We start from the raw sequence: 23968 nt of genomic DNA, 5'->3' as shown, positions 1-23968 counted from the left end.
AGTATCCAACCAGACCCTATTACTTGATACGGTTATGAATGAGGTTCAGCAATGACGCTCGACAGAAGGCTGTGCCACCTATGGCCAGAAGCACTCGCGAATGGCTATGCTGCGCCCATGAACACCTCGCCTCCGATCCGCAACCCCTGCCCGCCCGGTGCTTGTATCTGCGAGCGCGAACGGCTGGACGCTCCCGATGCAGATCGGCGCATTCTGCTTCTGACCCGTGAAGAAGAAAAACGCCTGCTTGAGCGGCTGGAGCGTATCGAAAGCCTCGGCGACCTTGAGCGCTTGCAGGGCAAGATTCACGACCAGTTGGGCATCCGCGTGGAGATCGCGCCGGGTTTCAATGAGGTGCGCACCATGCGTGGTATCAGCATCTCTGTCCCCGAAAAGACCGGCCTGTGCCGCAAGACTCGCCAGTCGATTCCGGCGGCCATTCGCCGTGGCCTGGAAAATCGCCCGGAAATCGCCTGGGAACTGCTCAACGCCCATGACTTGTTGCGTGATGCCTGAGCTATGATGCCGGCTCATACCAATAAGGAAGAATCGTTGTGCCGCTCGAAATTCGCCCTGCCCGCCCCGACGACGCCAGCCAGATCCTTGCCTTCATCACTGAACTGGCCATCTATGAACGCGCCCGCCATGAAGTGATTGCCACGGTCGAAGACATTCACCGCTCGCTGTTCGCCGACAATGCACCTGCCAAGGCCCTGATCTGCCTGTATGACGACAAGCCGGTGGGTTTCGCCGTGTATTTCTACAGTTATTCCACCTGGCTGGGCCGCAACGGTATTTACCTTGAGGACCTGTACGTGTCGCCGGAAAACCGCAGCATCGGTGCCGGACGCGCACTGTTGCGTCACATTGCCCGTGAAGCCGTCGCCAATGAATGCGGACGCTTCGAGTGGAGCGTGCTGGACTGGAATGAACCGGCCATCAAGTTCTACAAGGCACTGGGTGCGGCACCTCAGGACGAGTGGGTGAGGTATCGCATGGAAGGCGACGCGCTGCTGAGTTTTGCCAAGGGTGACGAATAACCTCGTTATCACGCTGGAATCAGGCCCGACGCAATGTCGGGCTTTGCAATCAAAGGCTTGCTCACCTCTCGAACGATAGCCGTTTGTTGCAATCAATGCAGCGAATCGGCATCATTTGATAATAATTTTCATTAACTTTAGTGACATGCCGCCCATCTCTCCCGATGTCCGACGCTTGAGCGTGCGTAACCGTGTTCTGCAACAGTTGTTCGGCGACCATCATGGCTGGTTGCAGGAGCGATTGCGTGCTCGTCTGGGTTGCCATCACGATGCGGCGGACATGGCGGCTGAAACCTTCGCCCAAGTGGTCGCCCTGCCCGAACCTCAGGCCATTCGTGAACCGCGGGCGCTGCTGACCACCATCGCCAAACGGCTGATCTTTGCCTCATGGCGACGCCGGGATCTGGAGCGAGCCTATCTGGAAGTGCTGGCCCAGCAGCCTCAGGGCTACGAACCTTCTGCCGAAGAACAGGTACAGGCACTGGAAGCCCTGAGCACCCTCGATCAGATACTGGATGGCTTGTCGCCCATAGGCCGCAGCGCCTTTCTGTATAGCCAGCTCGACGGCATGACCTATGCCGAAATCGGCCGTACTCTGGGCATCTCCGCACCACGGGTTCATCAATACATCGTCAAGGCATTGGGCCTTTGCTACCTGGCGCTGGAGCAACAATGAGCAGCCAGCAACTGTCGCCCTCTGTCGCCGAAGCCATCGAGTGGCTGGCCCTGCAACGCTCCGGCACTATCAGCAACACGCAACGTCAGCGCTTTCAGCAATGGCTACAGACCAGCCAGGACAATCGCGATGCCTGGGCTCAGCTTGAGCAGCGTGTCGGGCAAGCATTCACCGGGCTTCCGCCATTGTCGCGCCAGGTCCTGAACCAGTCCGGGCAAACCCGCCGTCAATGGCTGCGCGGCGCATTGGGGCTGACCGGTTTGGGCATCGGCGGCTGGTGGCTGCAACGCAACGGGCTGCTGCCATGGAGTCGCGGGGATCTCTACACCGGGCTGGCCGAGCGGCGCCCCTTCTCTCTGGAGGATGGCAGCCAACTCTTGCTCAATGCCAAAAGCCGTGTGGATATGGCTTTCGATGAGCGGCAACGCACCCTCATTCTGCATGAAGGCGCTCTCAGCATTCAGGTCGCTTCAGACCCGCAGCGCCCCTTGGTCATTCGCACCGCCTTCGGCGAAGCCAGAGCTTTGGGCACACGCTTTACGGTCAGCCTGCACGAACAGGGTACGCATGTCTGGGTACAGGAATCCCGCGTGCAACTCACGACGCCCGGCGGTGCGACTCAAACGCTTGGTCCTGGCCAGGGCGCTCGACTGCATGGCGGGCGCATTCACCCACTGGACCCGCGTCTGTCGAGTGAAAACGCCTGGAAAGAGGGCTTGCTGGAAGTGCATGACCAGTCACTGGCCGGTATCATCGAAGCCTTGCAGAACTATCACCCGGGCCTGTTACGTATCGATCCGGATGCCGCCGCGTTGCGGGTCACTGGCGTCTTCACCCTGGATGACACTGACCAGACCTTGCGTTCATTGCAGGAAGTACTGCCAGTCAAGGTCGAAAAACGCTTCGGCTGGTGGACGCACATCAGCCTGCGCTGAAAATATTTTTCATACCCCCTTAATTTCCAGGCCGCTCGCGTCACATAGCTGGCATCGACTACCCAAACGGGAAATGCTGCCATGCACCGACCACTGCGCTTGACCCTGACACCGCTGGCATTTGCCCTGGCGTTCACCACCCTGGAGAGCGCGGCCGATGGCGCGGCCCAGCCCTCGACAGCCCGCCAGCAACTCATGGATCTGGACCTGCCAGCCGGCCCTCTGGATACAACCCTGACCAGCATCGCTCGCCAAAGCGGGCGCAACATTGCCTTCAATGCCACCCTGACTCGCGGCCTGACGGCGAAGCCATTGCGCGGTCGCTACAGCGTCGAGCAGGCCGTGAGCGAAGTACTGCGCGGTTTGCCCCTGCAATTGAGCATCACGCCCAGCGGCACCTTGAGCATCGAGCCGCGCCCCGAGACTTCGGCCATGGAGCTTTCGGATATCAATGTGAGTGCGGCCAGCCACGAACAGGACGCCTGGGGACCGGCACACAGCTGGGTCGCGCAACGCAGCGCGACCGTGAGCAAGACCGACACGTCCCTGCTGGAAATCCCCCAGTCGGTGTCGGTGATCACCCGTGAAGAAATGCAAGCGCGCAAGCACGACAGCCTCGCCGATGCACTCAACTACAACACCAGCGTGATCAGCCAGCCGAACGGCTACAGCCGCGTGGCCGACGACTACCGCATGCGCGGTTTCGATATCGGCCCGCGCACGGGTGGCGTGATGCGCGACGGCATGAAAATGCAAAGCACCCAGTTTGAAGGAGGCCAGGAGCCTTATGGCCTTGAGCGTGTGGAGGTGCTCAAGGGCGCATCATCGGTGCTCTATGGCCAACTGGCACCCGGCGGGCTGATCAACACCATCAGTAAACGGCCGACACTCGACCCGCTGCATGAAATCAATCTGGAATACGGCAACCATGACCGGCAGCAACTCTCCACCGATCATAGCGGACGCCTCGATGAAGAAGGTCGCTTCAGCTATCGCCTTACAGCCCTGGTGCGTGACAGCGGCACCCAGTACGACGCCATCGACGATGACAAACACTACATCGCCCCCGCGCTGACCTGGCAGATCAACGACGACAGCCGCCTGACCCTGCTCGCCAGCCATCAGCGCACCCAGACCACCCTGACGCCGCCCATGCGCTATGACATCACCACCTTTAGCTCAACGCCGGGCTACAAAGTGCCCTATGACCTGTTTGCGAGCGAGCCGGACTTCGATGATTACGACGGCACCTTGCAGACCTTCGGCTATCTGTTCGAGCAGCGCCTGAACGACAACCTGCAACTGCGTCACGCCGCCCGCTATTTCGAGTCACGCTCCGACTATGACTACATCACCCTGAACAACAGCCGGATCAGCGGCGCTAACCTGTCGAGCCTGTCGCGCACCTACAACTCACGCGAAGACATTGCCACCGGCTGGACCAGCGACAGCAGCCTGCAACTGGATCTGGAAAGCGGGCGCTGGAAACATACCCTGCTGGGCGGCCTGGACTACTACCGCAAGACCTACGACAGCCATCGTTTCAGCGGCAGCGCACCGGCACTTGACCTTGCCACCCCGGTCTATGGCAACCTGCCAAACGTGAACCGCAACATCGACAGCGGCTCGGACCTGCACAGCCATCAGCTCGGCATTTACCTGCAGGAACAACTGAAGCTCGATGATCGCTGGCTGCTGATGATCGGCATGCGTCAGGACTGGGCCGACAACAGCACCCGCAACTACCGCAACGACTCGCGCAGCAGCACCGACGACAGCAAGGCCACCGGGCGCATCGGCCTGGTCTACCTGGCTGAAAACGGTCTGGCACCCTATATCAGCTACAGCCAGTCCTTCCTGCCCTCTTCCGGCACCGATGCCAATGGCGATGCCTTCCTGCCCACCGAGGGCGAGCAGTATGAAATCGGTATCCGCTACCAGCCTCCGGGTCGCGAGATGATGATCAGCGCGGCGGTCTACCAGTTGACCCAGAGTAACGTCATCACCTCCATTGCAGGCTCGGACTTCGACGAGCAGACCGGCAAGGAACGCAGCACCGGTTTTGAAGTGGAAGCCAAGGCTCAACTGACCCCGCAACTGGCCATGAACGCTGCCTACGCCTACACCGACGCCCATATCATCAAGGACAACGATGAAGTGCTCGAAGGATCACGCATCGAAGGCACGCCTTATCACAATGCTTCGCTGTGGCTGGATTACCGCTTCGCCTCGGCGGGCCTGCAAGGTTTGTCAGTCGGCAGCGGCGTGCGTTACGTCGGCACCACCCACACCACGCCCAGCGTCACGGATCGCAAGATCCCGGCATACGCTCTGTTCGACGCCCGGATCAGCTATGACCTGGACGACAACTGGCAAATCAGCGCCAAGGCACAGAACCTCACCAACGAGAAATATCTGTACTGCGCCAATTCATGCCGGTATGGCGATACTCGCAGCCTGGTGGGGGCTGTCAGTTATCGGTGGTGATCTCTTCCCGAATGAATTCGCTCCTACGCGAGATGTGAAGGAGCGAATTCATTCGCGAAAACCCTCACGCCCGACCAACATCAGCCATTGACGCTTTCCAGCTTCAATGATCTGATGCGCGCCAGTTTCAGGTGTCCCCTGCCGCCGTGCATGGGATTAAACGGGAAGCCGGTGCGTCACTCTCCGTGATCAGTCCGGCGCTGCCCCCGCAACGGTAAGCGAGCGAAGCATTCGACATACCACTGTGCCAAGGCATGGGAAGGTGAATGCTTCATGACCCTCGCAAGCCCGGAGACCGGCCTGCAACCTTGTTTGGCAAACCCGCGGTGGGCGGGCGCAGGCCGGTCTTCGCGGGCTTTTTGCGCCTGCGATTCCCTATGCGTTGTTCCCTCCGGGATTCATTCATTCCTGATTGGCTGGAATCGCATGTCCCGTTTTTTTCTGCTTCAATCCCTGAGCCTGCTTCCCTGCCTGGCGCTTTCGTCCCATGCATGGGCCGCTGACTCGCAAACCCTGGCACTGCCCTCGGTCGCCATCACCGGCAGCGCCGATACGCCAGTAACCGATCTGGCAACCCCGACACCCAGCGGTTCGCGCCTGAACCTCACGGCGCTGGAAACACCCGCCAGCACCAGTAGCCTCGACAGCCAGACCCTCGAGAGCCGCAACAACCTCACCGTTCAGGATGCAGTCACTCGTTCGCCGGGTATCACCAGCATCGCAACGCCCGGTGATGGCAATACCGCGTTGTCTGCCCGTGGTTTCACCGGGCATTCCTCGGTCATGACCCTGTTCGACGGTTCGCGTCTGTATACCGGCGCAGGCACTCAGACCTTCCCGGTCGATCCGTTCATGGTCGAGCGCATCGACGTGATTCGCGGCCCGGCGTCGGTGCTGTATGGCGAGGGCGCAACAGGTGCCGTCATCAACGTGGTGCCGAAAAAACCTTTCGAGGGCGAGATCCGTAATCGCCTGCGCCTGGGCTACGGCTCCAATGACCGCCAGCAACTGGGCCTCGACAGCGGCGGTTCGCTGAGCGATACCCTGAGCTATCGCCTTACTCTGAACCAGCAGGAAAGCAATGGCTGGGTCGATAACGGCAACTCCCGCAGCCTGGCCATGAGCGCCGCCTTGCGCTGGCAAGCCACCGATGACCTGAGCTTCACCCTCGCCCACGAGCGTGGCGACAGCGAGCCGATGAACTACTTCGGTACGCCGCTGATCGATGGCCACTACCGCGACAGCCTGCGCGACAAGAACTACAACCTGCGCAATGCCGTGCAACGCTACAACGATGAATGGACCCGCCTGAACACCGACTGGGCCATCAGCGACAACGTCAGCGCCAGCAACCAGCTCTACTACATCAAGAGCCGCCGCCACTGGCGCAACGCTGAAACCTATACATGGAGCAGCGCACAAGGCCAGTTGCTGCGTGGCGACTACCTGGAAATCAAGCACGATCAGGAACAGATCGGCGACCGCCAGAGCTTCACCTTCAACCACTCGCTGTTCGGCCTGGACAGCCGCACGGTGGTCGGCGCCGAGTACAACAGAATCCGCTTCGACGTCAGCAACAACTCGCCCTACAACGATGTCGGCGGCGACTTTATCGACCCATGGAACCCGGCATCCGGCGACTTCCAGAGCCAGTCGGCATTCCGGCCACTGGCCGAAAGCACCACGCGCACCTTTGCCCTGTTTGCCGAAAACCGCCTGCAACTGTCCGAGCGCTGGTCGCTGGTGACCGGCGTGCGCCGCGACCAGAACCATATCGACCGCTATGACCAGCGCGCCGACAGCCGCAGCGACCGCAGCCTCACCGGCGGCAACTGGCGCGCCGGGCTGGTGTTCGCCGTAACCGACCAGTTGTCCTTGTATGGCCAGTATTCCACCAGTGAAGACGGCGTCAGCAACCTCATCAGCATGACTCCGACCCAGCAGCAGATGGACCTGACCGAAGCGAAACAGACCGAGTTCGGCCTCAAGCAGCAGTTCTGGGACGGACGTGGCGAATGGACCCTGGCGGCCTATCACATCGTCAAGAAAAAGCTGTTGACCATCGACCCGGTGACCCGCGTCACGCAACAGGTCGGCCAGCAGTCGTCCGACGGCCTGGAAGCCTCTCTGGAACTGGCCCTCGCCAATGACTGGCATGTGTCGGCCAACGCCTCGGTGGTACGTGCCGAGTACGATGATTTCGATGAGACGGTTTCCGGGCAGGTCGTGTCCCGCGCCGGCAATCGCCCCTCCGACGTCCCGCGCCGCACCGCCAATCTGTGGCTGAGCAAGGCGTTGAACGAAACCCTGGATGCCGGCATGGGCCTGCGCTATGTAGACGAACGCTATGCCAACACCGCCAATACCACTTCAGTACCGGGCTATACGGTGCTGGACGCCAATCTGGGCTGGCAGGTGCAGCGCGATGTGCGCCTGGGCCTGCAACTGAACAACCTGCTCGACCGCCGCTACGCCGCCTCGCAATACAACAACGGGCAGCAATGGCTGATGGGCGAGCCTCGCTCGTTCTTTGTCACGGCTGATTACAGCTTCTGATCCTGTTGGCGGCAGGCATACAACCTGTCGCCAGCCAACCCGGAGATCGAGCATGTCCACCCTGCATATCAACCGCCTGAACTGGGCTGCGCCACAGGGTCAGGGCCAACACTGGCAGCTTGAAGACATCGACTTGCACATCGGGCAAGGCGAATTCGTCGGGCTGATCGGCCCCAATGGCAGCGGCAAGACCAGCCTGCTGCGCTGCGCCTACCGTTTCAACGAACCGGACAGCGGCTCGCTGCACCTCGACGGGCAGGATATCTGGCAACAGACACCCCGCTGGAGCGCTCAGCGCATGGCGGTGATGATGCAAGAATTCCCTCAGGAATTCGGCCTGACCGTACAGGATGTGGTGGCCATGGGACGTACGCCTCATCAGGGCTGGTTCGACGGCGAAAGTGCCGAAGACCTTGAGCTGATCCACAAAACCTTGAACCAGGTGGGCCTGCAAGGGCTCAGCGAGCACTCGTTCGAGTCATTGTCGGGCGGCGAAAAACAGCGCGCATTGCTGGCCCGCGCACTGGTGCAGCAGCCCGGTCTGCTGATACTCGACGAGCCCACCAACCACCTTGACCCACGCTATCAACTGGAGCTGCTGCACTCTTTGCGGCAACTGAAACTCAGCACGCTGGCCAGCTTTCATGACCTCAATCTGGCGGCGGCTTTCTGCGACCGGCTGTATGTCATCCACCACGGCCAGATCGTTGCCAGTGGCACACCGACCGAGGTTCTGACCGAGCAACGACTGCTTCAAATCTTCGGCGTCCACGCGCTGGTGGATACCCATCCACTCGCTCCTCATCCACGCATTACCTGGATCAGCCCATCATGACCCGAGCCCTGGCCTGCCTGATGCTGCTTGCCGCCCTGCCCCCGGCCGCTGCCGCCGATAATTTCCCCCTGACCGTGCAGAGTTGCGGGCGCGAGGTGACATTCGATCATCCACCACAACGGGCAGTCAGCCATGACATCAACCTGACCGGCATGCTGCTTGCCCTCGGCCTGCGCCCACACATGGTTGGCTACACCGGCATCACCGGCTGGAAAACCCTCGCCCCGGCCCTGAGCGAAGCACTGGACGGCCTGCCAGAACTGGCAGAGCGTTACCCGTCGGTGGAAAACCTGCTGGACGCCAATGCCGACTTCTTCTTTGCAGGCTGGAGTTACGGCATGCGCGTCGGTGGCCCGGTGACGCCGCAAACCCTTCAACCGCTCGGCATTCCCGTCTACGAGTTGAGCGAATCCTGTTCGCGAATCATGGCCCAGCGCGAAGCCAGCCTGGACGATCTGTACCGCGACCTGCATAACCTGGGGCGAATCTTCGACGTCAAGGAACGCGCCGACACACTGATCGAAGGGCTGAAAAAACGGATTGCACAGGTCACGACCAGACTGACCCAGGTTCAGCAACATCCTCGGGTGTTCCTTTATGACAGCGGCGAAGATCGGCCTGCCACCTCAGGAAAACTGGGCATGCCTCAGGCCTTGATCACAACGGCTGCCGGGCAGAACGTCATGGACGATATCGCCGCCAGCTGGACGCAGGTCAGTTGGGAGAGCGTGGTGGAACGTAACCCTCAGGTCATCGTGATCGTCGATTACGGCCCGACCTCCTGGCAGCACAAACGTGACTTCCTGTTGCAGAACCCAGCCTTGAGCAGTGTTGAAGCCATTCGCCAGAAACGGTTCGTGGTCCTGCCCTATGTCGCCGTCACGCCTTCGGTCGATAACGCCGAAGCCATTGAAAAACTGGCCGCGGCGCTGCATCCGGAACAGTTCAACGGAGCCAGTCAGTGAAGCCTGTACGCAGTGTGGCTGGCTATCGCTGGCTGATCGGCGGACTGTTCGTTCTATTGGCGCTGTCATGCCTGATATCTCTGGGGTTCGGCTCGGCACGGGTGCCATTGGCCAAGGTAGTGGGCATTGTTCTGCAACAGGTCGGCTTCGATGCCGTGGTGGACTGGAGCAAGGGCCAGGAGCACATCATCTGGCTGATCCGCGCACCCAGGGTATTGCTCGGCGCATTGGTGGGCGCGGGACTGGCGCTGGTCGGTACCGCCCTGCAGGCGGTGACCCGCAATCCGCTGGCTGACCCACACCTGTTGGGCGTCAGCTCCGGCGCGGCGCTCGGGGCGGTGATCGCGGTGTTGTATCTGGGTGAGTTCATCGGCGTATTCAGTCTGCCGCTGGCCGCCTTTGTTGGCGCACTGGGCAGCATGCTGCTGGTTCTGGCCATCGCTAGCAGGCACGGACGCCTGGAAAGCGAGCGCCTGTTGCTGGCCGGGGTCGCGGTGTCCTTCGTGCTGATGGCGCTGGTCAACCTGTTGCTCTATACCGGCGATCAGCATGCCGCCAACTCGGTGATGTTCTGGATGCTCGGCGGCCTGGGGCTGGCGCGCTGGGAACTGCTGTGGCTGCCGGTCGCTTGTGTATCGGGTGGTTTCATCGTGCTGCTCAGCCTGAGCCGCGCCCTCAATGCCTTGATGAGTGGCGAACAGACTGCCGTGAGCCTGGGTTTCAATACCCGGCATGTGCGCTGGCAGGTGTTTGTCAGCACTTCACTGCTGACAGGCGTACTGGTGTCGCTCTCGGGAGCCATCGGTTTCGTCGGCCTGATGCTGCCGCACATGGCGCGCCGTCTGGTCGGTGCCGAGCACCGCAGGCTGCTGCCGGTCAGTGCCCTGCTTGGGGCAGTGTTCATGATCTGGGTGGACGTCGCAGCCCGCACGCTGATTGCGCCGCAGGATCTGCCCATCGGCATCGCCACTGCCGCAATTGGCGGTGTGTTTTTCATAGTGCTGATACGTCGATAGGAGTTCTCACCCCTCACCCGATCATGGGTTTCATGTTTCAATAGCCCGGCAGCAGAGAACAGGCAGCTACCTCTGTTCATATTTACTGAACAGAGGCCATGTGGTGTGCATGCGGGATTGTCCGCACAAGGTTGTGACATTCATGAATACGCGATTCGTTGAAACCTTCATCCTGTTGGCCCATGTGGGCAGTGTTCGTCAGGTTGCCAAGCAGATGCACACCACACCGGGCGCTATCTCCATGCGTGTGCGCAAGCTGGAAGCCGAGCTGGGTATCGTGCTCTTCAACTGGGACCACAAGACCCTTCAGATCACGGCGCAAGGTGCCAGCCTGTTGCCTCATGCCGAGCGTCTGGTGGCCGCCACACAGGAATTTCAACGTGCCGCCAGCTCTCCCGCGACAGAACAAGGCAGGATACGGATTGCGGTCATCGAGACGGTAGTCCATACCTTTTTGCCGGACTTCATGAAATTCATGAGCCGGGCAATGCCTGATGTAATCATCGACCTGTCGGTTGAACTGACTTCCAACTCGAAAGAGCAGTTGATGCGGCGTGAAGTCGACCTGATCATCCGGGTCACTGCCGATGACGGCGACAATCCTTTTGCGGTGACCAGGCCGATTGCAGAACTGCCCATTCATTGGGTGGCACGCCCACGCGCTGTACCGGCACGGGATATGGTGCGCAAAGTATTGAGCAAGCAAATGCTGACGCAAATGCGTGGCTCGGCCCCCTATGAATCGGCGGTTTCCATTGCGCAGCAATTGGCCTCGGAGCATGGCGTATTGGCCAGTGAGCTGCGCATATCCGGCTCTCCTTCCCTGGCCGCGCTGGTATCGCTGGTGAAAGAAGGTGTAGGCGTGGCAATCATGCCGGGCATTCTGGTCAAGGACAGCCTGGAACAGGGCGAGCTGCAAGAGCTCCCGCTACCCAGTCCACCCTCGTTCAAAATCGCTACGTCCCATATGAAAAATGCACCTGCGCTGGTATCAGGGGTCGCAGACATCGTACACAAGGTTTGCCGCACGTACTGTAAACGCCAGGGAGAGCACTGGATCATCAGCCATGGGTAAAGCATCTGTTCAGTTAAATTGAACAGACATGACGATTATTGTTGGATAGACACTGCCTGCAAGCTGTTCAAAGAATGACTCCCCTACTTCGTAATACTGGAGTCTTCACGATGAGCACGTCCTGGACCAACCCCGCCGAGTTTCGCGCAGCTGTTCGAGAAGGCCGTCATACCGGACCCACCGCTGACGTCTGCCCTGGCTACACACAGGGAAACCTGGCCATTCTGCCTCGTGAATACGCCGATGAGTTCTTGCGATTCGCCCGCCTCAACCCGAAGTCCTGCCCGATTATCGGGATGACCGAACCGGGAGACAGCCGGGTTCCTGAACTGGGCGGCGTGGATTTGATGGCCGACGTCCCCGCTTATTGCGTATTCCGCGATGGCGAGCAGGTCGATGAAGTTTCGGATCTCAAAGGGCTGTGGAACGACGATCTGGTAGGTTTTGTCATTGGCTGCTCCTTCTCCTTTGAAGGCGCGCTTCTGGATGCTGGCGTACCGATTCGCCACATCGAACAGGGCAGCAATGTCCCGATGTACGTTTCCAATATTGCAAATGGCAAGGCAGGACGTTTCGGCGGAACCACCGTGGTCAGCATGCGTCCGATGACACCGGCACAGGCGATCCGCGCAGTGCAGGTCACTTCCCGCTTTCCGAGCGTACATGGAGCGCCCGTTCATCTGGGTGATCCGTCCCAGATCGGCATCCGCGATGTAGACACACCCGACTTCGGCGAACGCTCGATTATCCGCCCAGGCGAAATCCCGGTGTTCTGGGCCTGCGGCGTAACCCCCCAACAAGCGATCCGCAGCGCACGCCCCTCATTCGCCATTACTCATAAACCGGGACATATGGTGGTGACGGATATTCTTAATAGTCATCTTGCGGTGTTTTAAGTCAGCCAACCGACACCTACGCTTCTGATAACGAGGCATAAGGCGTTCTTCTGCCCCCTGGACTGACTCCCTGCAGATCATTGAGAATTCTGCAGGGTGTTTCTTTTTTCGGGTTCAGTTATGAAAGCAGAGCCTGTAGCATCCCGTGGCTCGCATGTATCCAGAACAGTGCAAGACCCGAGGAAAGAGATGGCTCATTCACTTCAATATCAGGTGTCAGATTCCATTCGTGGCATCGAAAACGAAGTCGGCCGGCTGCTGGATCTGGTGCCCATGCTCAAGGAAGCCGGCAATGACGAACTGGCCGCAAAAGTCGGCCAGCAGGCGCATAAGTTGCTTGAAGTGGCGGTGGCGTTGAGGATGGCGTTGGCGGATTGAGTTACGCCTGGAAAAACACTGCAATAAACACTTTATCGCTGCACACGGCCTCCTCTTGTAACGAATCTTGCACTCTATAAAACCGCACTAAAAACTGGCTCATGATTTTTATGTCAGCCCGGAAACCTTTTGTATAAAAATTGACGAAAGCGTCACTTTGCCATTACTGTTGCGCCTTGCGGCAGCGTCATTGCTTCGCCAACGGATTGAATTACAAGGGAATGTAAAGCATGCAGGCTGCGCTGCTTCGTACGGGCAAAAGTGACGAATTCATCGCTGTAGGCGAAACCGGACAATCCGTTTACAAAGCCGCCCTGCAGTTGATCGCAGCACTCACCCGCAAAGATCCCTCTCTGGCCAGATTCCTTGCTGTGCCCAAAAGCAACGAGCAAGGCAGCGTGATCGACTGGTACAGCCCGGTCCCGGGCGACGTGGTGCCGTGGAGTTCGGCAAGCGAAGACGAGCGCGACGACGCCAGAGCGCAACTGCTCCGGTTCAAGAACGCCATCGCCGACATGAGCCAGGCATTGGTTCAGGCTGCAAACAAGGATGAGCAAAGAGACCAGATCATCTTTGGGAAATTGCTGGGGCTGATTCCCCATGCACCTGCCGAAGACTATCTGTATCTGGTCCAGACAACTCGTCCCAATGCCAGCGACGGTAATGAACTCTATATGCAGCCGGTGCTGACGTTCTGGGGTTTTGTACAGAGCGAAGCCGACCGCAATCGTGATCCACTGCATTTTCTGACCTCAAGGCCGATTGTCTCTGACCTCTCGCCCTCACTGAATCCGGCACCTGCTGCAAATGGGGCAAAGCCGCAGATGACATCCTCACCCGTTATACTTGGCGCCCCCAATGCATTGCTTCGCACAGGCAAAACTGACGAACTCATAGCAATGGGCGAAACCGGGCAAGCGGTCTACAAAGCTGCCTTGCAGCTCATTTCAGCACTCGCCCGTAAAGATCCCTCACTGGCCAGATTCCTTGCCGTGCCCAAAAGCAACGAACAGGGCAGTGTCATCGACTGGTACAGCCCGGTTCCAGGCGATGTCGTGCCCTGGAGTTCGGCAAGCGAAGACGAGCGCAATGCAGCACGGGCTCAGCTGTCCCGCTTCAAGGAAAGCATCGCAGCCATGAGCCAGGCTCTGGTGCAGGCCGGTAAAAGGGATGGGCAAAGCGACCAGACCATATTTGGCAAATTGCTGGGACTGGTTTCTCATGCACCAGACGAAAGCTATCTGCATCTGGTCCAGACAACACGCACCCATGCCAACGGCGATCAAGAATCCTACATGCAGCCGGTGCTGACATTCTGGGGTTTCGTAAAGACCGAAACGGATCGTAATCGTGAGCCATTGTATTTTCTGGCACCCAAGCCAAAGACTACTGCCCCCTTGCTCGACTCGACACCGTCTGCAAATCCGACTACGCCCCAACTGACAGCCACTCCTGTTTTGCCTGGTCCCTGGTGGCGTCGTTTCTGGTGGTTATGGCCACTGCTGCTGTTGGTGCTGGCCTTGCTGTTGTTTGGTCTGCTTCGCGGTTGCCTGCCTGCGGCCACGCTACCTGTTGGCGATCTTTCCGTGCCGTCCACGGGTATCTCCACAACCACAAACGCCATCAATGCAAGTAACCCGCCTGTAGATGGCGTGGCGCTCAATGGCTCAGCACTGTCCTCGAGCAGCACAACTGTCAGCCCCTCTGTGCCTCAGGAACAAACTGCCGAGCCGATATCGACGGTGGCTGAATCGACAGTGCCTGTGCCTACACCTACATCGCCACCACCGTCTCAAGCCAGCGAAACGGCTGTACCCGAATCCAGCGCTGCGCCTGAACTGCCAGCCGAACAACCGACAGCCGCGCCTCAGACACCGCAACCCGGAACGCCAGGTGAACAACTGAGCATTCCGCAGGATACCCCCGAAGGCCCGGCCTTCTTTCTCGACGGAAAGTACCGTGCAGGCGCAGGCATCATGGATGCCAAGACTTCCAGACCATTGCGCCTCCAGTATGAGTTCGAGAAAGGCAAGGGCAACGTCACTATCCGCCGTCCTGACGGTGTGTCCTGCACAGGTGCGGTCAATGCCGTCATGAATGGCGCAAGCCTGGGCATCAACAGCCAGGATCAGGCCAACTGCACCGACGGCAGTCGCTATGACATGCCACAAGTGTCCTGCAAACCGGGTGCCCAAAGCATCGCCGATTGCCAGGGCAACTACGGCAACACTCAATTCCCCATGTCCATGCGGCGCGAATAAAGGCTGGACCCATGCTGCCAGAACTGACTCAATTTGAAGAAACCGTCCACCTGATCAATGACAGCGGGCTCCAGTTCATGGACTTCGCGGTCAAGCTTGATCTGCGTAACGAGCCCGCGGGGCGCTTTGCCAGGATGGGCAACACCCTGATCGCACGCCTGTTGCAGAATCAGGAAAGCAAACAGTACTTCCACTTCGGCCCGGTGGGCACAGCCAGCCAGTCCGGCGAGCGGCTGGCACAGTCACAGGCTCAGGAACGTCTGATCAGTGAAGTCGACGACGAAGACCTGACCCTGAGCATGCAGACCAGCCTCAGGCTGCTTGATGGATTGTGGCTGCCCGTTCCCTTCTTTCGTTTCCTGCCACCAGAGCGTTATGACGAAGGCCCGACCAACTGGGCAAGAGCGCGCCTGGTCGAACTTGAGCAAGCCGATGTAGATGGCAACACTCACCGCCTGACCTTGGCGTTCGACACCCGCGCCATGGCCTCGGCAGCAGGCATGCAGTACCTGGCACCCACCCGTGACGACATCAATGCCGGTTCATCTTTCCGCCTGGCCTGCCACGCACGCCAGAGCCGCTGGTTTCTGGACCAAAAATGGGTGCAGGACTGGCTGGCGGAAATCTATCGCGAAAGCAACAAGCATCGCCCCAGCGAAGACATCGACGAAGAACTGGTCGAGCAGCGCCACATTGGTCACTACCTGAACCTCCTGAGCCTGATGGCCCGGCCGATTCCGGAGCAGCGCACCAGCGAGCCCGCCCGCATCGAAGTGCCGGAGGTCAAACTCACCGCCAACGGCGTCGATTCCATTGATCCGCCCATCCCGGTGGATCTGGTGCTGGACGTCGGCAACTCACGTACCTGCGGCATTCTGATCGAGAATCACGGGCAATCCGGCGACGGGATGAAGCACAACTACATCCTGCAGATTCGCGATCTCGTACGCTCCGAACGGGTTTACAACCAACCCTTTGAAAGCCGGATCGAGTTTTCCCAGGCAGCCTTCGGCAAGGAAAACTTTTCGGTACAAAGCGGTCGCCACGACGCTTTCCAGTGGCCGACCATCGCCCGCGTCGGGGTCGAAGCAGGACGTTTGTCCGCACGCCGCCGTGGCACCGAGGGCTCGACCGGTCTGTCGAGCCCCAAGCGTTACCTCTGGGATGAAAACGCCTACACCCACGGTTGGCGCTTCAACAATTCCTACGTGCAGACCGACAGCGAGCCCAAAGCCACCGCTGCGCCCTTCTCGCACAAGATCACCAAACTCGGCCAAGCGTTCTACAAGCTCAAGAACGAGGACGATCGCCTGCCCGCGTTCTCCCCGCAGTATTCTCGCAGCTCGCTGATGACGTTCATGCTCGCCGAGGTGCTGACTCAGGCCTTGTCGCAGATCAACAGCCCGGCGCAGCGGACCCGCATGGGGCACACCCAGCGACCACGCCAGTTGTCCAGCATCACTCTGACCGTGCCGCCGGGCATGCCACAGGTCGAGCGCAGCCTGCTCAATGACCGTCTGTTGCAAGCCCTGGCGCTGGTCTGGAAATGCATGGGCTGGCACGAAGGCGACCTTGATCCGAGCAAGGCCAAGGGCCTGAACTCCCCGGTACCGGCACCACGAGTCCCATTACCACGGGTAAAAGTGGAATGGGATGAAGCCAGCTGTGGCCAACTGGTTTACCTGTATACCGAAATTCGCGAAAACTTTGCCGGTCATGCCCAGGAGTTCTTCGACACTCTGGCTCGCCCGGACAAGGCCAATCGGGAGCAGATCACCCTGGCCAGCATCGATATCGGTGGCGGCACCACCGATCTGGTCATCACCGATTACACGCTGGAGCGCGGTGCCGAGCATGCAAGCGGCAGTAACGTGTCGATCATTCCCGAGCAGCGTTTTCGGGACAGCTTCAAGGTCGCCGGTGACGACATCCTGCTGGATATCATTCAGCGCTTCGTACTACCGCCGCTGGAACAGGCCCTCAAGGACTTTGGCGTGGTATCGCCCCGCTCGCTGCTTTCGCGCTTGTGCGGCGATGAAAGCACCAGTGCTCAGGACGCCATTCTGCGCCAGCAACTGAACCTGCAAGTGTTCGTTCCCCTGGGCCTGCGCCTGCTCAAGGATTACGAGGCATACGACCCGGAACTGCCAAGCCCGGTCCATGACTACAGCTTCGCCGAGTTGCTGGCAAAAGACGCGATCAGCGAACGCATTCAAGAATACGTGGCCGGTGGTGTACGCCGCATCGACGGTGGCCGCGACGGCTTTGAGCTGGGCAAGGTCGTGCTGCGCATCGACTTGCCAGCCATTCATCAGGCCTTCCTGAAAGGCCAGATCAACCTCAGCAAGATTCTCGATGCCCTGTGCGAAGTGGTGTTCCAGTACCCTTGCGACGCGTTGCTGCTGACTGGCCGACCCTCGCGTCTGCCGGGCGTGCAGGCTTACATCCGCCGCAAAGTGCCACTGCCACCGGGACGCATCGTGCCCATGAACGGTTATCGCACCGGCGGCTGGTACCCGTTCCACCGCAATGGCCAGATCGATGACCCCAAGAGCACGGCAGCCGTTGGTGCCATGCTGTGCCTGCTCAGCGAGCAGCGCAAAGTGTCGAACTTCTATTTCAGCGTTGGCCGCCTCAAGCCGTACTCGACCATGCGTCATATCGGCAAGCTGGACGAAAACAATCTGGTCATCGACCACGACATGCTCTACCGGGACGTGATCAAGAGCGACGCCCAAGGCAATGAGTTCCTGCAACTGCACGAACCGCAACTGGACGGCCCGCAACTGCGGGTACTGGGCAAGACCCGTCTGGGTTATCGCCAGTTGAATGCAGAGCGCTGGGTCGCGGCACCGCTGTACCTGATCGAACTCACCGAGCGCGGCACTCGCAAACTGGTGGGTAAACCCACTACCGACGGTAAAGAAGCCTGCCTGCTGTTGCGCTTTCGCGTAGAGAGCGCAGACGCAGACCGCAGCGACGCCGACATCATCGCCGAGACACTGGTGATCGACGACAACATCGAAAGCAACGTCCTGGATCAATCCTTCGACCGCAAGGACGTAAGGCTGCAGCTCTACACCATGTTGAGCGCTGAAGGCGGTGCCTCCAACTATTGGCTCGACAGCGGGAGCGTGAGTCCGAAATGACTACTCTGACCAGCGGACAGATTCAACTCGCACACGCATGGACATCGGTACACAAGGGCGCCGGCATGGCCCTGGACTGGGTGGAAGAAGTGGCCGGTAAAGTCGAGGAAGTGGCGACCAAGGCCGTACCGCTCAACCGCGACCTGCACCGAGCCCGCAACCTGGCTCGCAGCCTGGGTCGCGTGTCCACCACGCCCATGGGCATCGGTTTCTTCGGTTTGTCCCAGGCGGGCAAGAGCTACCTGATTTCCGCCCTGGCTGCCGACAGCAAGGGCCAGCTTCTGACCCAGTTCGGTACCCAGTCACTGGACTTCATCAAGCATGTAAACCCGGTGGGCGGCGGCAAGGAGGCCACCGGCCTGGTGACCCGTTTCACGCGCCGTGCAGAACCCGGCAAGGACCCACAGTTTCCGGTGGAATTGCGGCTGTTCCGAGAGGTCGAGATCGCCATTATTCTGGCCAATGCCTGGTTCGAGGACTTCGACCATCAGCGCCTGAACAGCCAGATCACCGACGCGCACATCGACGCTCTGCTGCAACGCTTTGAAGATCACGCGGCGAGCGAACCGACACCGGGCGTCAACAGCGACGACGTCGTGCTGCTCTGGGATTATCTGGAACACAACTACCCCAACGCCGTGCGCCCGCTGAATGCCCGCTACTGGCCACGGGTGGTCAAGCTGGCTCCAAGGCTGTCGGTTCGCGAACGCGCCCAGCTGTTCTCGCTGTTGTGGGGCGGCATCAACAAGATGACCGAAACCTACGAGCAACTGACAGTCGCCCTGCACCGTCTTGGTCTGGCCGAAACGGTCTTCGCACCGATCACCGCGCTGGTCAGCGAGCGTGACGGGCAGATGATCCAGACCAACAGCATCATCAACGTAGACATCCTCAGCCGCCTGGGCGGCAGCGGGGACAGTGCACTGGAAGTCCGTCCGGCCCATGAAGGCAACCTGCGTGCGCCGGTATCGGTGAGCAGGGCCGAACTGGCGGCACTGACCAACGAGCTGATTTTCCGTCTGGACAACGAACCGGCCAACGCCATCGTCAACAGTGTCGATCTGCTGGACTTCCCAGGCTATCGCAGCCGCCAGAAGCTGATGAGCATCGACGAAGCCAGCGAAGTGGACAGCAGCGGCGCGACCAACAACCCGGTTGCAAAACTGCTGCTGCGCGGCAAGGTCGCCTACCTGTTCGAGCGTTACACCAATGAACAGGAAATGAACGCGCTGGTCATGTGCACCAGCAGCTTCAAGCAGAGCGAAGTGGTCAGCGTGGGGCCCGTGCTCAAGAGCTGGATCGACAAGACCCAAGGCACCACCGCCCAACAGCGTGATGGCCGTGCCAGCGGGTTGATCTGGGCCTTGACCATGTGTGACGGCTTCATCGGCGGCGCGCTGAACGGCGAGATCGTGCAGTTCCCCGAGTCCTGCGACAACATGCTCAAGCTGACCATGATCGAGCGCTTCGGCAACGAAGAGTGGATGAAACAGTGGGGCAATACGCCGTTCAAGAATACCTATCTGGTGCGCAAGCCACGCTTCAAGACGAGCTTCATCGACCTGGCAACAAGTGGTGAAGAACTCGGCTTCAATGAATCATCCAGAGCCGCCTTGCAGGCTTTGCAGGAAGCCTTCAGCAATAACGAACTGGTCAAGCGTCATGTCGCCGAACCGCTGGATGCCTGGCAGGCGATGCTCAAGATCAACGATGGCGGCATGAGCCGCTTCAGTACCGCCTTCACGCCAGTGGCTGATATCAACTTCAAGTTGCAGCGTATCGAAGAGCAACTGGATGACTTGATGGTGAAGTTGCTGCCGCGCCTTGAGGAGTACTACGAAGCCGGTGGCGAAGACGAACGGGCCAAGAAAAAAGCCATCGCCAACCTGATCGCCCGCCCCTTCGCCACCACCAAGCACGGTAAATACGTACTGGGGGAACTGCTCGCCTACATGGCAGTGCCGGAAGACCAGTTGCGTGACCTTTATCTGAACGGTGACTTCGACAGCCCGGCTACCGAAACCACCGAAGCGGCACCGGCCAACAACGCCCCGGAAGTGGAATACGACATTTTCGGCGACGCCGTTACTCCGGCACCGGCCCCTGAAGCGCCACCTGCCGCAGTGGCCGCGCCGCAATACCAGAGCCATGAACACCTTTTTGCCCGCGCAGCATTCAACCTGTGGGCAACGCACTTGCGCGGCCTGAGCCGTCGCCAGCATTTGCTGGACCTGCTGGAGTTGCCGTCCGACGCCATTGCCTTGCTGGTCAAGGAACTGGTGGTCTGCGCCGAACGCCTGGACCTGCCTTTGCAACTCAGCCAGGCCCTGCTCAAGCGGGCCCAGAGCGGCGTGCGCAGGGAAAATCTGGTTCAGCGCCAGGTGCTGACTGCACAACTGCTGCTCAACGACTTTTCCGCCTGGTTCGGTCATACCGCACAGCCAGCCAGTCAGCGGCCCGCAGGCCTCTTGGGTGCAAAGCAACCGCTGTTCTCCTTTTATCAGAAGGAAATGCCGGGGCGCTTCCCGCTTCTGGCACCGCAGGCCGATGACCAAAGCGTGATCTTCGCCGACGACTGGATTTCCGGCATTGCCATTCACACCCATAACAACGTGGGCCATCGCAAGGGCAAAGAAATCACGCCCGAGCAGAACGAGGCCCTGGGCCGCGTCATCCAGGCCTTCAAAGCGAGATAGTTCATGCCCATCAAGATCACGCTCACTCCCTTGGCCAACCCGGTTCCCGGGCGCGCCTTTCTTCAAGTAAGTGGTTGGGAACATGATGCTGGCAACCTGAAATTCACCATTCAGCGCAACCAGGATAACCACTACCTGCAACACAACCAGCAATGGGGCAATGCGCCTTGCTGGTTCGTCCAGCATTTCGTGGAAGATGCCGATGGCGGCTTGATCCGTTATGAGGCCGGGCCGGAAATCGTCGACCCGTTACTGCTGAGCTCGGCCACCGGAATGTTCAACTTTCATATGCGCAGCCCGGACAATAGCGCCGAAGCTGAAAACCCCATGACCTTTGCTCCTGGCTTGAACTCATCCCTGGCGGTGAGCGCAAGCAGTGCCGGTGCCGCTGAAACCACGGTCAGCCTTGCGCCGCCACAACCGGTTGCAGAACCCGTGGCAGAACAGCCAGAAGAAGTACAACCGCTGCCCGAACCTGTCACTGAACCAGCGCCACCGGCACCGCCACCCGCCAAAAGCCGCACGGCCCTGCTGCTGATCGCTCTTCTGGTCTTGCTGGCTATCGCGGCAGGCCTGTGGTTCTGGCTCAAGCAGCCCGCCGCTCCGGCACCCGTTGCCGTTGCGGCCACTGCGGCGACCGTTGCACCACCTGCGCCTGCCCCGGCAGTGGCCGCGGTGCCCTGCAGCGTCGAAGCATTGAGCAGTGAGACTGAACTGAACTTTGTCCAGAGTTGTATCAAGCAGGCACCGGACAGCGCCGCGCTGCTCAAGGTCATCGAGCTGGCCAAGGCCAACAAACAATGCGGCGTCGCGCAGCGGCTGTACGCCAATCGCGCCCAGGCCGGCAATGTCGAAGTGGCTCAGGCCTATGCCCGCGAGTACGACCCCAAGTACCTGCAACCCAGCGCCTGCTTCGCTGCTGCGGACAATGCCACTGCCGTTTACTGGTACGAGACCATCCTCAGCTATCAGGCCGACAACGCCGAAGCCGCACAACGCCTGAAGGAACTCAAGCCGTGAGCCTGCGCAATGTTTCCCTGACTCTCGCCGCCTGCCTGTGTTTGAGCAGCGGCTACGCCCTGGCCGCCGACAAACCACTGTTGCAGGAAGGCAAGAAAACCCTGTTCCAGCGGGTGCTCACCACGCCCGGATGCCACTTGAGCACCGCCGCGGGTGGCGCCCCCGGCGCGGAGCAACCGGCGTTCAGCCGCTTTTATGTCTATGAGCATGCCAGCACAGGCAATGCAGAGTGGCTGAAGGTCGGGCCAGACAGTTTCGGCAAGACCAGCGGCTGGCTGCCTGCGGCCTGCACCGTGGACTGGAAGATGCAGTTGACCCTGGCCTTCACCAACCCGGCCAACCGCGACCGCTTGATGTTCTTCAAGGAGCGCAAGACCCTTGAAGGCATCCTCGACGCGCCGGACCCGGTGAGCCATGTTGCCCCGCTGCGGGCCAAGCTCAAGCAGAACACCCTTGCGCCGGGTGTACTGGCCCAGGAGCCGGAATACTTCATCGACATGCAAAAGCAGTTCTACCTGCTGCCGGTCCTCAGTGGCGAAGAAGTCATGACCGAGGCGGGCTTTCGCACCCGCATTCTCAATGTCGCCTCGGTCAGCAAGGCTGATCCGGCAAACGCCGGGCAAGCGGGCCAGGCCGGAGCAGCACAGGGTCAGGGCCAGACGCCTGCAGACGCCGCCAGCCAGCTCAAGGAGTTCAGCGCCGCAGTCGTGTTCGTGATCGACTCGACCATTTCCATGGACCCTTACATCGAGCGCACTCGCGAAGCAATCAGCAAGGTCTATGCAGAAATCGCCAAGGAAAACCTTGGTCGCCAGGTGAAGTTCGGTCTGGTCGCGTTCCGCTCCAGCACACAGGCAGTACCGGGCCTGGAATACGTGACCAAGATGTACGCCGACCCCAATACCGTGAAAGACGGTGATGACTTCCTGGCCAAAGCCGCCGATCTCAAGCAGGCGAAAGTGTCGAGCAAAAGCTTCGACGAAGACTCCTATGCCGGCGTCATGCAGGCCATCGAGCAGGTGGACTGGAGCCCCTTCGGCGCTCGCTATGTGGTGCTGATTACCGATGCTGGCGCTCTGGAAGGCGACGACAAACTGTCCAAGACAGGCCTGAATGCCGAGCAGGTCCGCATCGAAGCCAGTAACCCGGGCGTGGCGATCTACACCCTGCACTTGAAAACCGCCGCTGGCGTCAAGGATCACGCCAAGGCCGAAGCCCAGTATCAGGCGCTGTCCACCTACACCGGCACTAACACGTCGTTGTACTACCCGGTGGATGCAGGCGACCTGAATACCTTTGGCAGCAAGGTCGATACCCTGGCCAGTGCGATTACCAGCCAGGTGAAAGCCGCCTACATGGGCGACGATGCCATTGGCAGTGCCATGAACGCCAAGGCAACGCCCGCCGAGCAGAAGATGCTCGACGATGCAGCGCTGATCGGCCATGCCATGCGCCTCGCCTACCTGGGTGAGAAAAGCGGCACTCAGGCACCGCCAGTATTCCAGGCATGGATCGCTGACCGTGACCCGATCAAGCAGAACGTCCCGACCACTGACGTGCGGGTGCTGCTGACCAAGGCGCAACTCAGCGACCTGAGCGACGTGCTGAAGAAGATCCTCGACGCTGCCAACGAAGGCCTGATCTCCCCGAGCGAAATGTTCGACCGCTTGCGTTCGGTTGCCGCCACCATGGGCACCGACCCCAACCAGCTCAAGCAGAATGGCACCGCCAAACTGTCGGAACTCGGCATGCTGGGGGAATATCTGGAAGACCTGCCCTACCACAGCGAAGTGTTGAACCTGGATGAAGAAACCTGGAAAAGCTGGGATGGCCTGGCTCAGGAGAAATTCATCCGCACCCTGTCGACCAAACTGCGCCATTACCAGGTGTACAACGCCGATGTGGACCGCTGGGTATCACTGGCAGAGGGCAGCGACGCCCGTGACAACGTTTACCCCGTACCGCTGGAAATGATGCCCTGAC

Annotated in this window: 17 protein-coding genes and 1 riboswitch; all 17 genes read left to right on the top strand. The window is 59.9% G+C overall.

Going from position 1 to position 23968, the window contains the following annotated elements; all coding sequences use genetic code 11:
* Positions 1 to 117 precede the first annotated feature (117 nt).
* The gene (locus K5D32_RS03155; RefSeq protein WP_221555573.1) at positions 118 to 516 is read left to right on the top strand and encodes a hypothetical protein; all 399 of its coding nucleotides are present in this window, start codon (positions 118 to 120) and stop codon (positions 514 to 516) included.
* 38 nt (positions 517 to 554) lie between these two features.
* Positions 555 to 1040 (top strand): GNAT family N-acetyltransferase, encoded by a 486-nt coding sequence (locus K5D32_RS03150; protein ID WP_221555571.1) that lies wholly within the window; start codon positions 555 to 557, stop codon positions 1038 to 1040.
* A 145-nt stretch (positions 1041 to 1185) separates the two neighbouring features.
* A complete protein-coding gene (locus K5D32_RS03145; protein WP_221599223.1) occupies positions 1186 to 1716 on the top strand; it encodes a sigma-70 family RNA polymerase sigma factor in 531 nt (176 codons plus the stop codon).
* Entirely contained in the window at positions 1713 to 2651 is a 939-nt protein-coding gene (locus K5D32_RS03140) for a FecR family protein (RefSeq protein WP_221599222.1), read from the top strand. Before K5D32_RS03145 ends, K5D32_RS03140 begins: the two co-directional genes overlap by 4 nt.
* A gap of 81 nt (positions 2652 to 2732) precedes the next feature.
* Positions 2733 to 5138 carry a TonB-dependent siderophore receptor gene (locus K5D32_RS03135; protein WP_221599221.1) on the top strand — a complete coding sequence of 802 codons (2406 nt, stop codon included), beginning with the start codon at positions 2733 to 2735 and terminating at the stop codon, positions 5136 to 5138.
* 112 nt (positions 5139 to 5250) lie between these two features.
* A riboswitch (cobalamin riboswitch) is annotated at positions 5251 to 5457 on the top strand.
* 107 nt (positions 5458 to 5564) lie between these two features.
* A complete protein-coding gene (locus K5D32_RS03130; RefSeq protein WP_221599220.1) occupies positions 5565 to 7694 on the top strand; it encodes a TonB-dependent siderophore receptor in 2130 nt (709 codons plus the stop codon).
* Between the two features lie 52 nt (positions 7695 to 7746).
* On the top strand, positions 7747 to 8529 hold the full coding sequence (locus K5D32_RS03125) for an ABC transporter ATP-binding protein (RefSeq protein WP_221599219.1): 783 nt from the start codon (positions 7747 to 7749) through the stop codon (positions 8527 to 8529).
* Positions 8526 to 9494, top strand: coding sequence for an ABC transporter substrate-binding protein (locus K5D32_RS03120; protein ID WP_221599218.1), 969 nt, complete (start codon positions 8526 to 8528; stop codon positions 9492 to 9494). Before K5D32_RS03125 ends, K5D32_RS03120 begins: the two co-directional genes overlap by 4 nt.
* Before the next feature lie 14 nt (positions 9495 to 9508).
* Positions 9509 to 10510 carry an iron ABC transporter permease gene (locus K5D32_RS03115; RefSeq protein ID WP_221599287.1) on the top strand — a complete coding sequence of 334 codons (1002 nt, stop codon included), beginning with the start codon at positions 9509 to 9511 and terminating at the stop codon, positions 10508 to 10510.
* 142 nt (positions 10511 to 10652) lie between these two features.
* On the top strand, positions 10653 to 11585 hold the full coding sequence (locus tag K5D32_RS03110; RefSeq protein ID WP_221559612.1) for a LysR family transcriptional regulator: 933 nt from the start codon (positions 10653 to 10655) through the stop codon (positions 11583 to 11585).
* 110 nt (positions 11586 to 11695) lie between these two features.
* Positions 11696 to 12481 carry a putative hydro-lyase gene (locus K5D32_RS03105; RefSeq protein ID WP_221599217.1) on the top strand — a complete coding sequence of 262 codons (786 nt, stop codon included), beginning with the start codon at positions 11696 to 11698 and terminating at the stop codon, positions 12479 to 12481.
* A gap of 189 nt (positions 12482 to 12670) precedes the next feature.
* Positions 12671 to 12859 (top strand): hypothetical protein, encoded by a 189-nt coding sequence (locus K5D32_RS03100; RefSeq protein ID WP_221559615.1) that lies wholly within the window; start codon positions 12671 to 12673, stop codon positions 12857 to 12859.
* Between the two features lie 230 nt (positions 12860 to 13089).
* The gene (locus K5D32_RS03090) at positions 13090 to 15120 is read left to right on the top strand and encodes an SrfA family protein (RefSeq protein WP_260407141.1); all 2031 of its coding nucleotides are present in this window, start codon (positions 13090 to 13092) and stop codon (positions 15118 to 15120) included.
* Positions 15121 to 15131: 11 nt separating this feature from the next.
* Entirely contained in the window at positions 15132 to 18269 is a 3138-nt protein-coding gene (locus K5D32_RS03085) for a virulence factor SrfB (RefSeq protein WP_221599216.1), read from the top strand.
* Entirely contained in the window at positions 18266 to 20965 is a 2700-nt protein-coding gene (locus K5D32_RS03080) for a putative virulence factor (RefSeq protein ID WP_221599215.1), read from the top strand. The genes K5D32_RS03085 and K5D32_RS03080 overlap by 4 nt, the downstream gene beginning before the upstream one ends.
* A gap of 3 nt (positions 20966 to 20968) precedes the next feature.
* On the top strand, positions 20969 to 21985 hold the full coding sequence (locus K5D32_RS03075) for a hypothetical protein (RefSeq protein ID WP_221599214.1): 1017 nt from the start codon (positions 20969 to 20971) through the stop codon (positions 21983 to 21985).
* A complete protein-coding gene (locus K5D32_RS03070) occupies positions 21982 to 23967 on the top strand; it encodes a vWA domain-containing protein (protein WP_221599213.1) in 1986 nt (661 codons plus the stop codon). The genes K5D32_RS03075 and K5D32_RS03070 overlap by 4 nt, the downstream gene beginning before the upstream one ends.
* Position 23968: the final 1 nt, after the last annotated feature.

Origin of the sequence: Pseudomonas cichorii (assembly GCF_019719005.1) — a bacterium.
Classification (GTDB): Bacteria; Pseudomonadota; Gammaproteobacteria; order Pseudomonadales; family Pseudomonadaceae; genus Aquipseudomonas; species Aquipseudomonas cichorii_E.
This window is presented reverse-complemented; position numbering and strand designations above follow the sequence as displayed.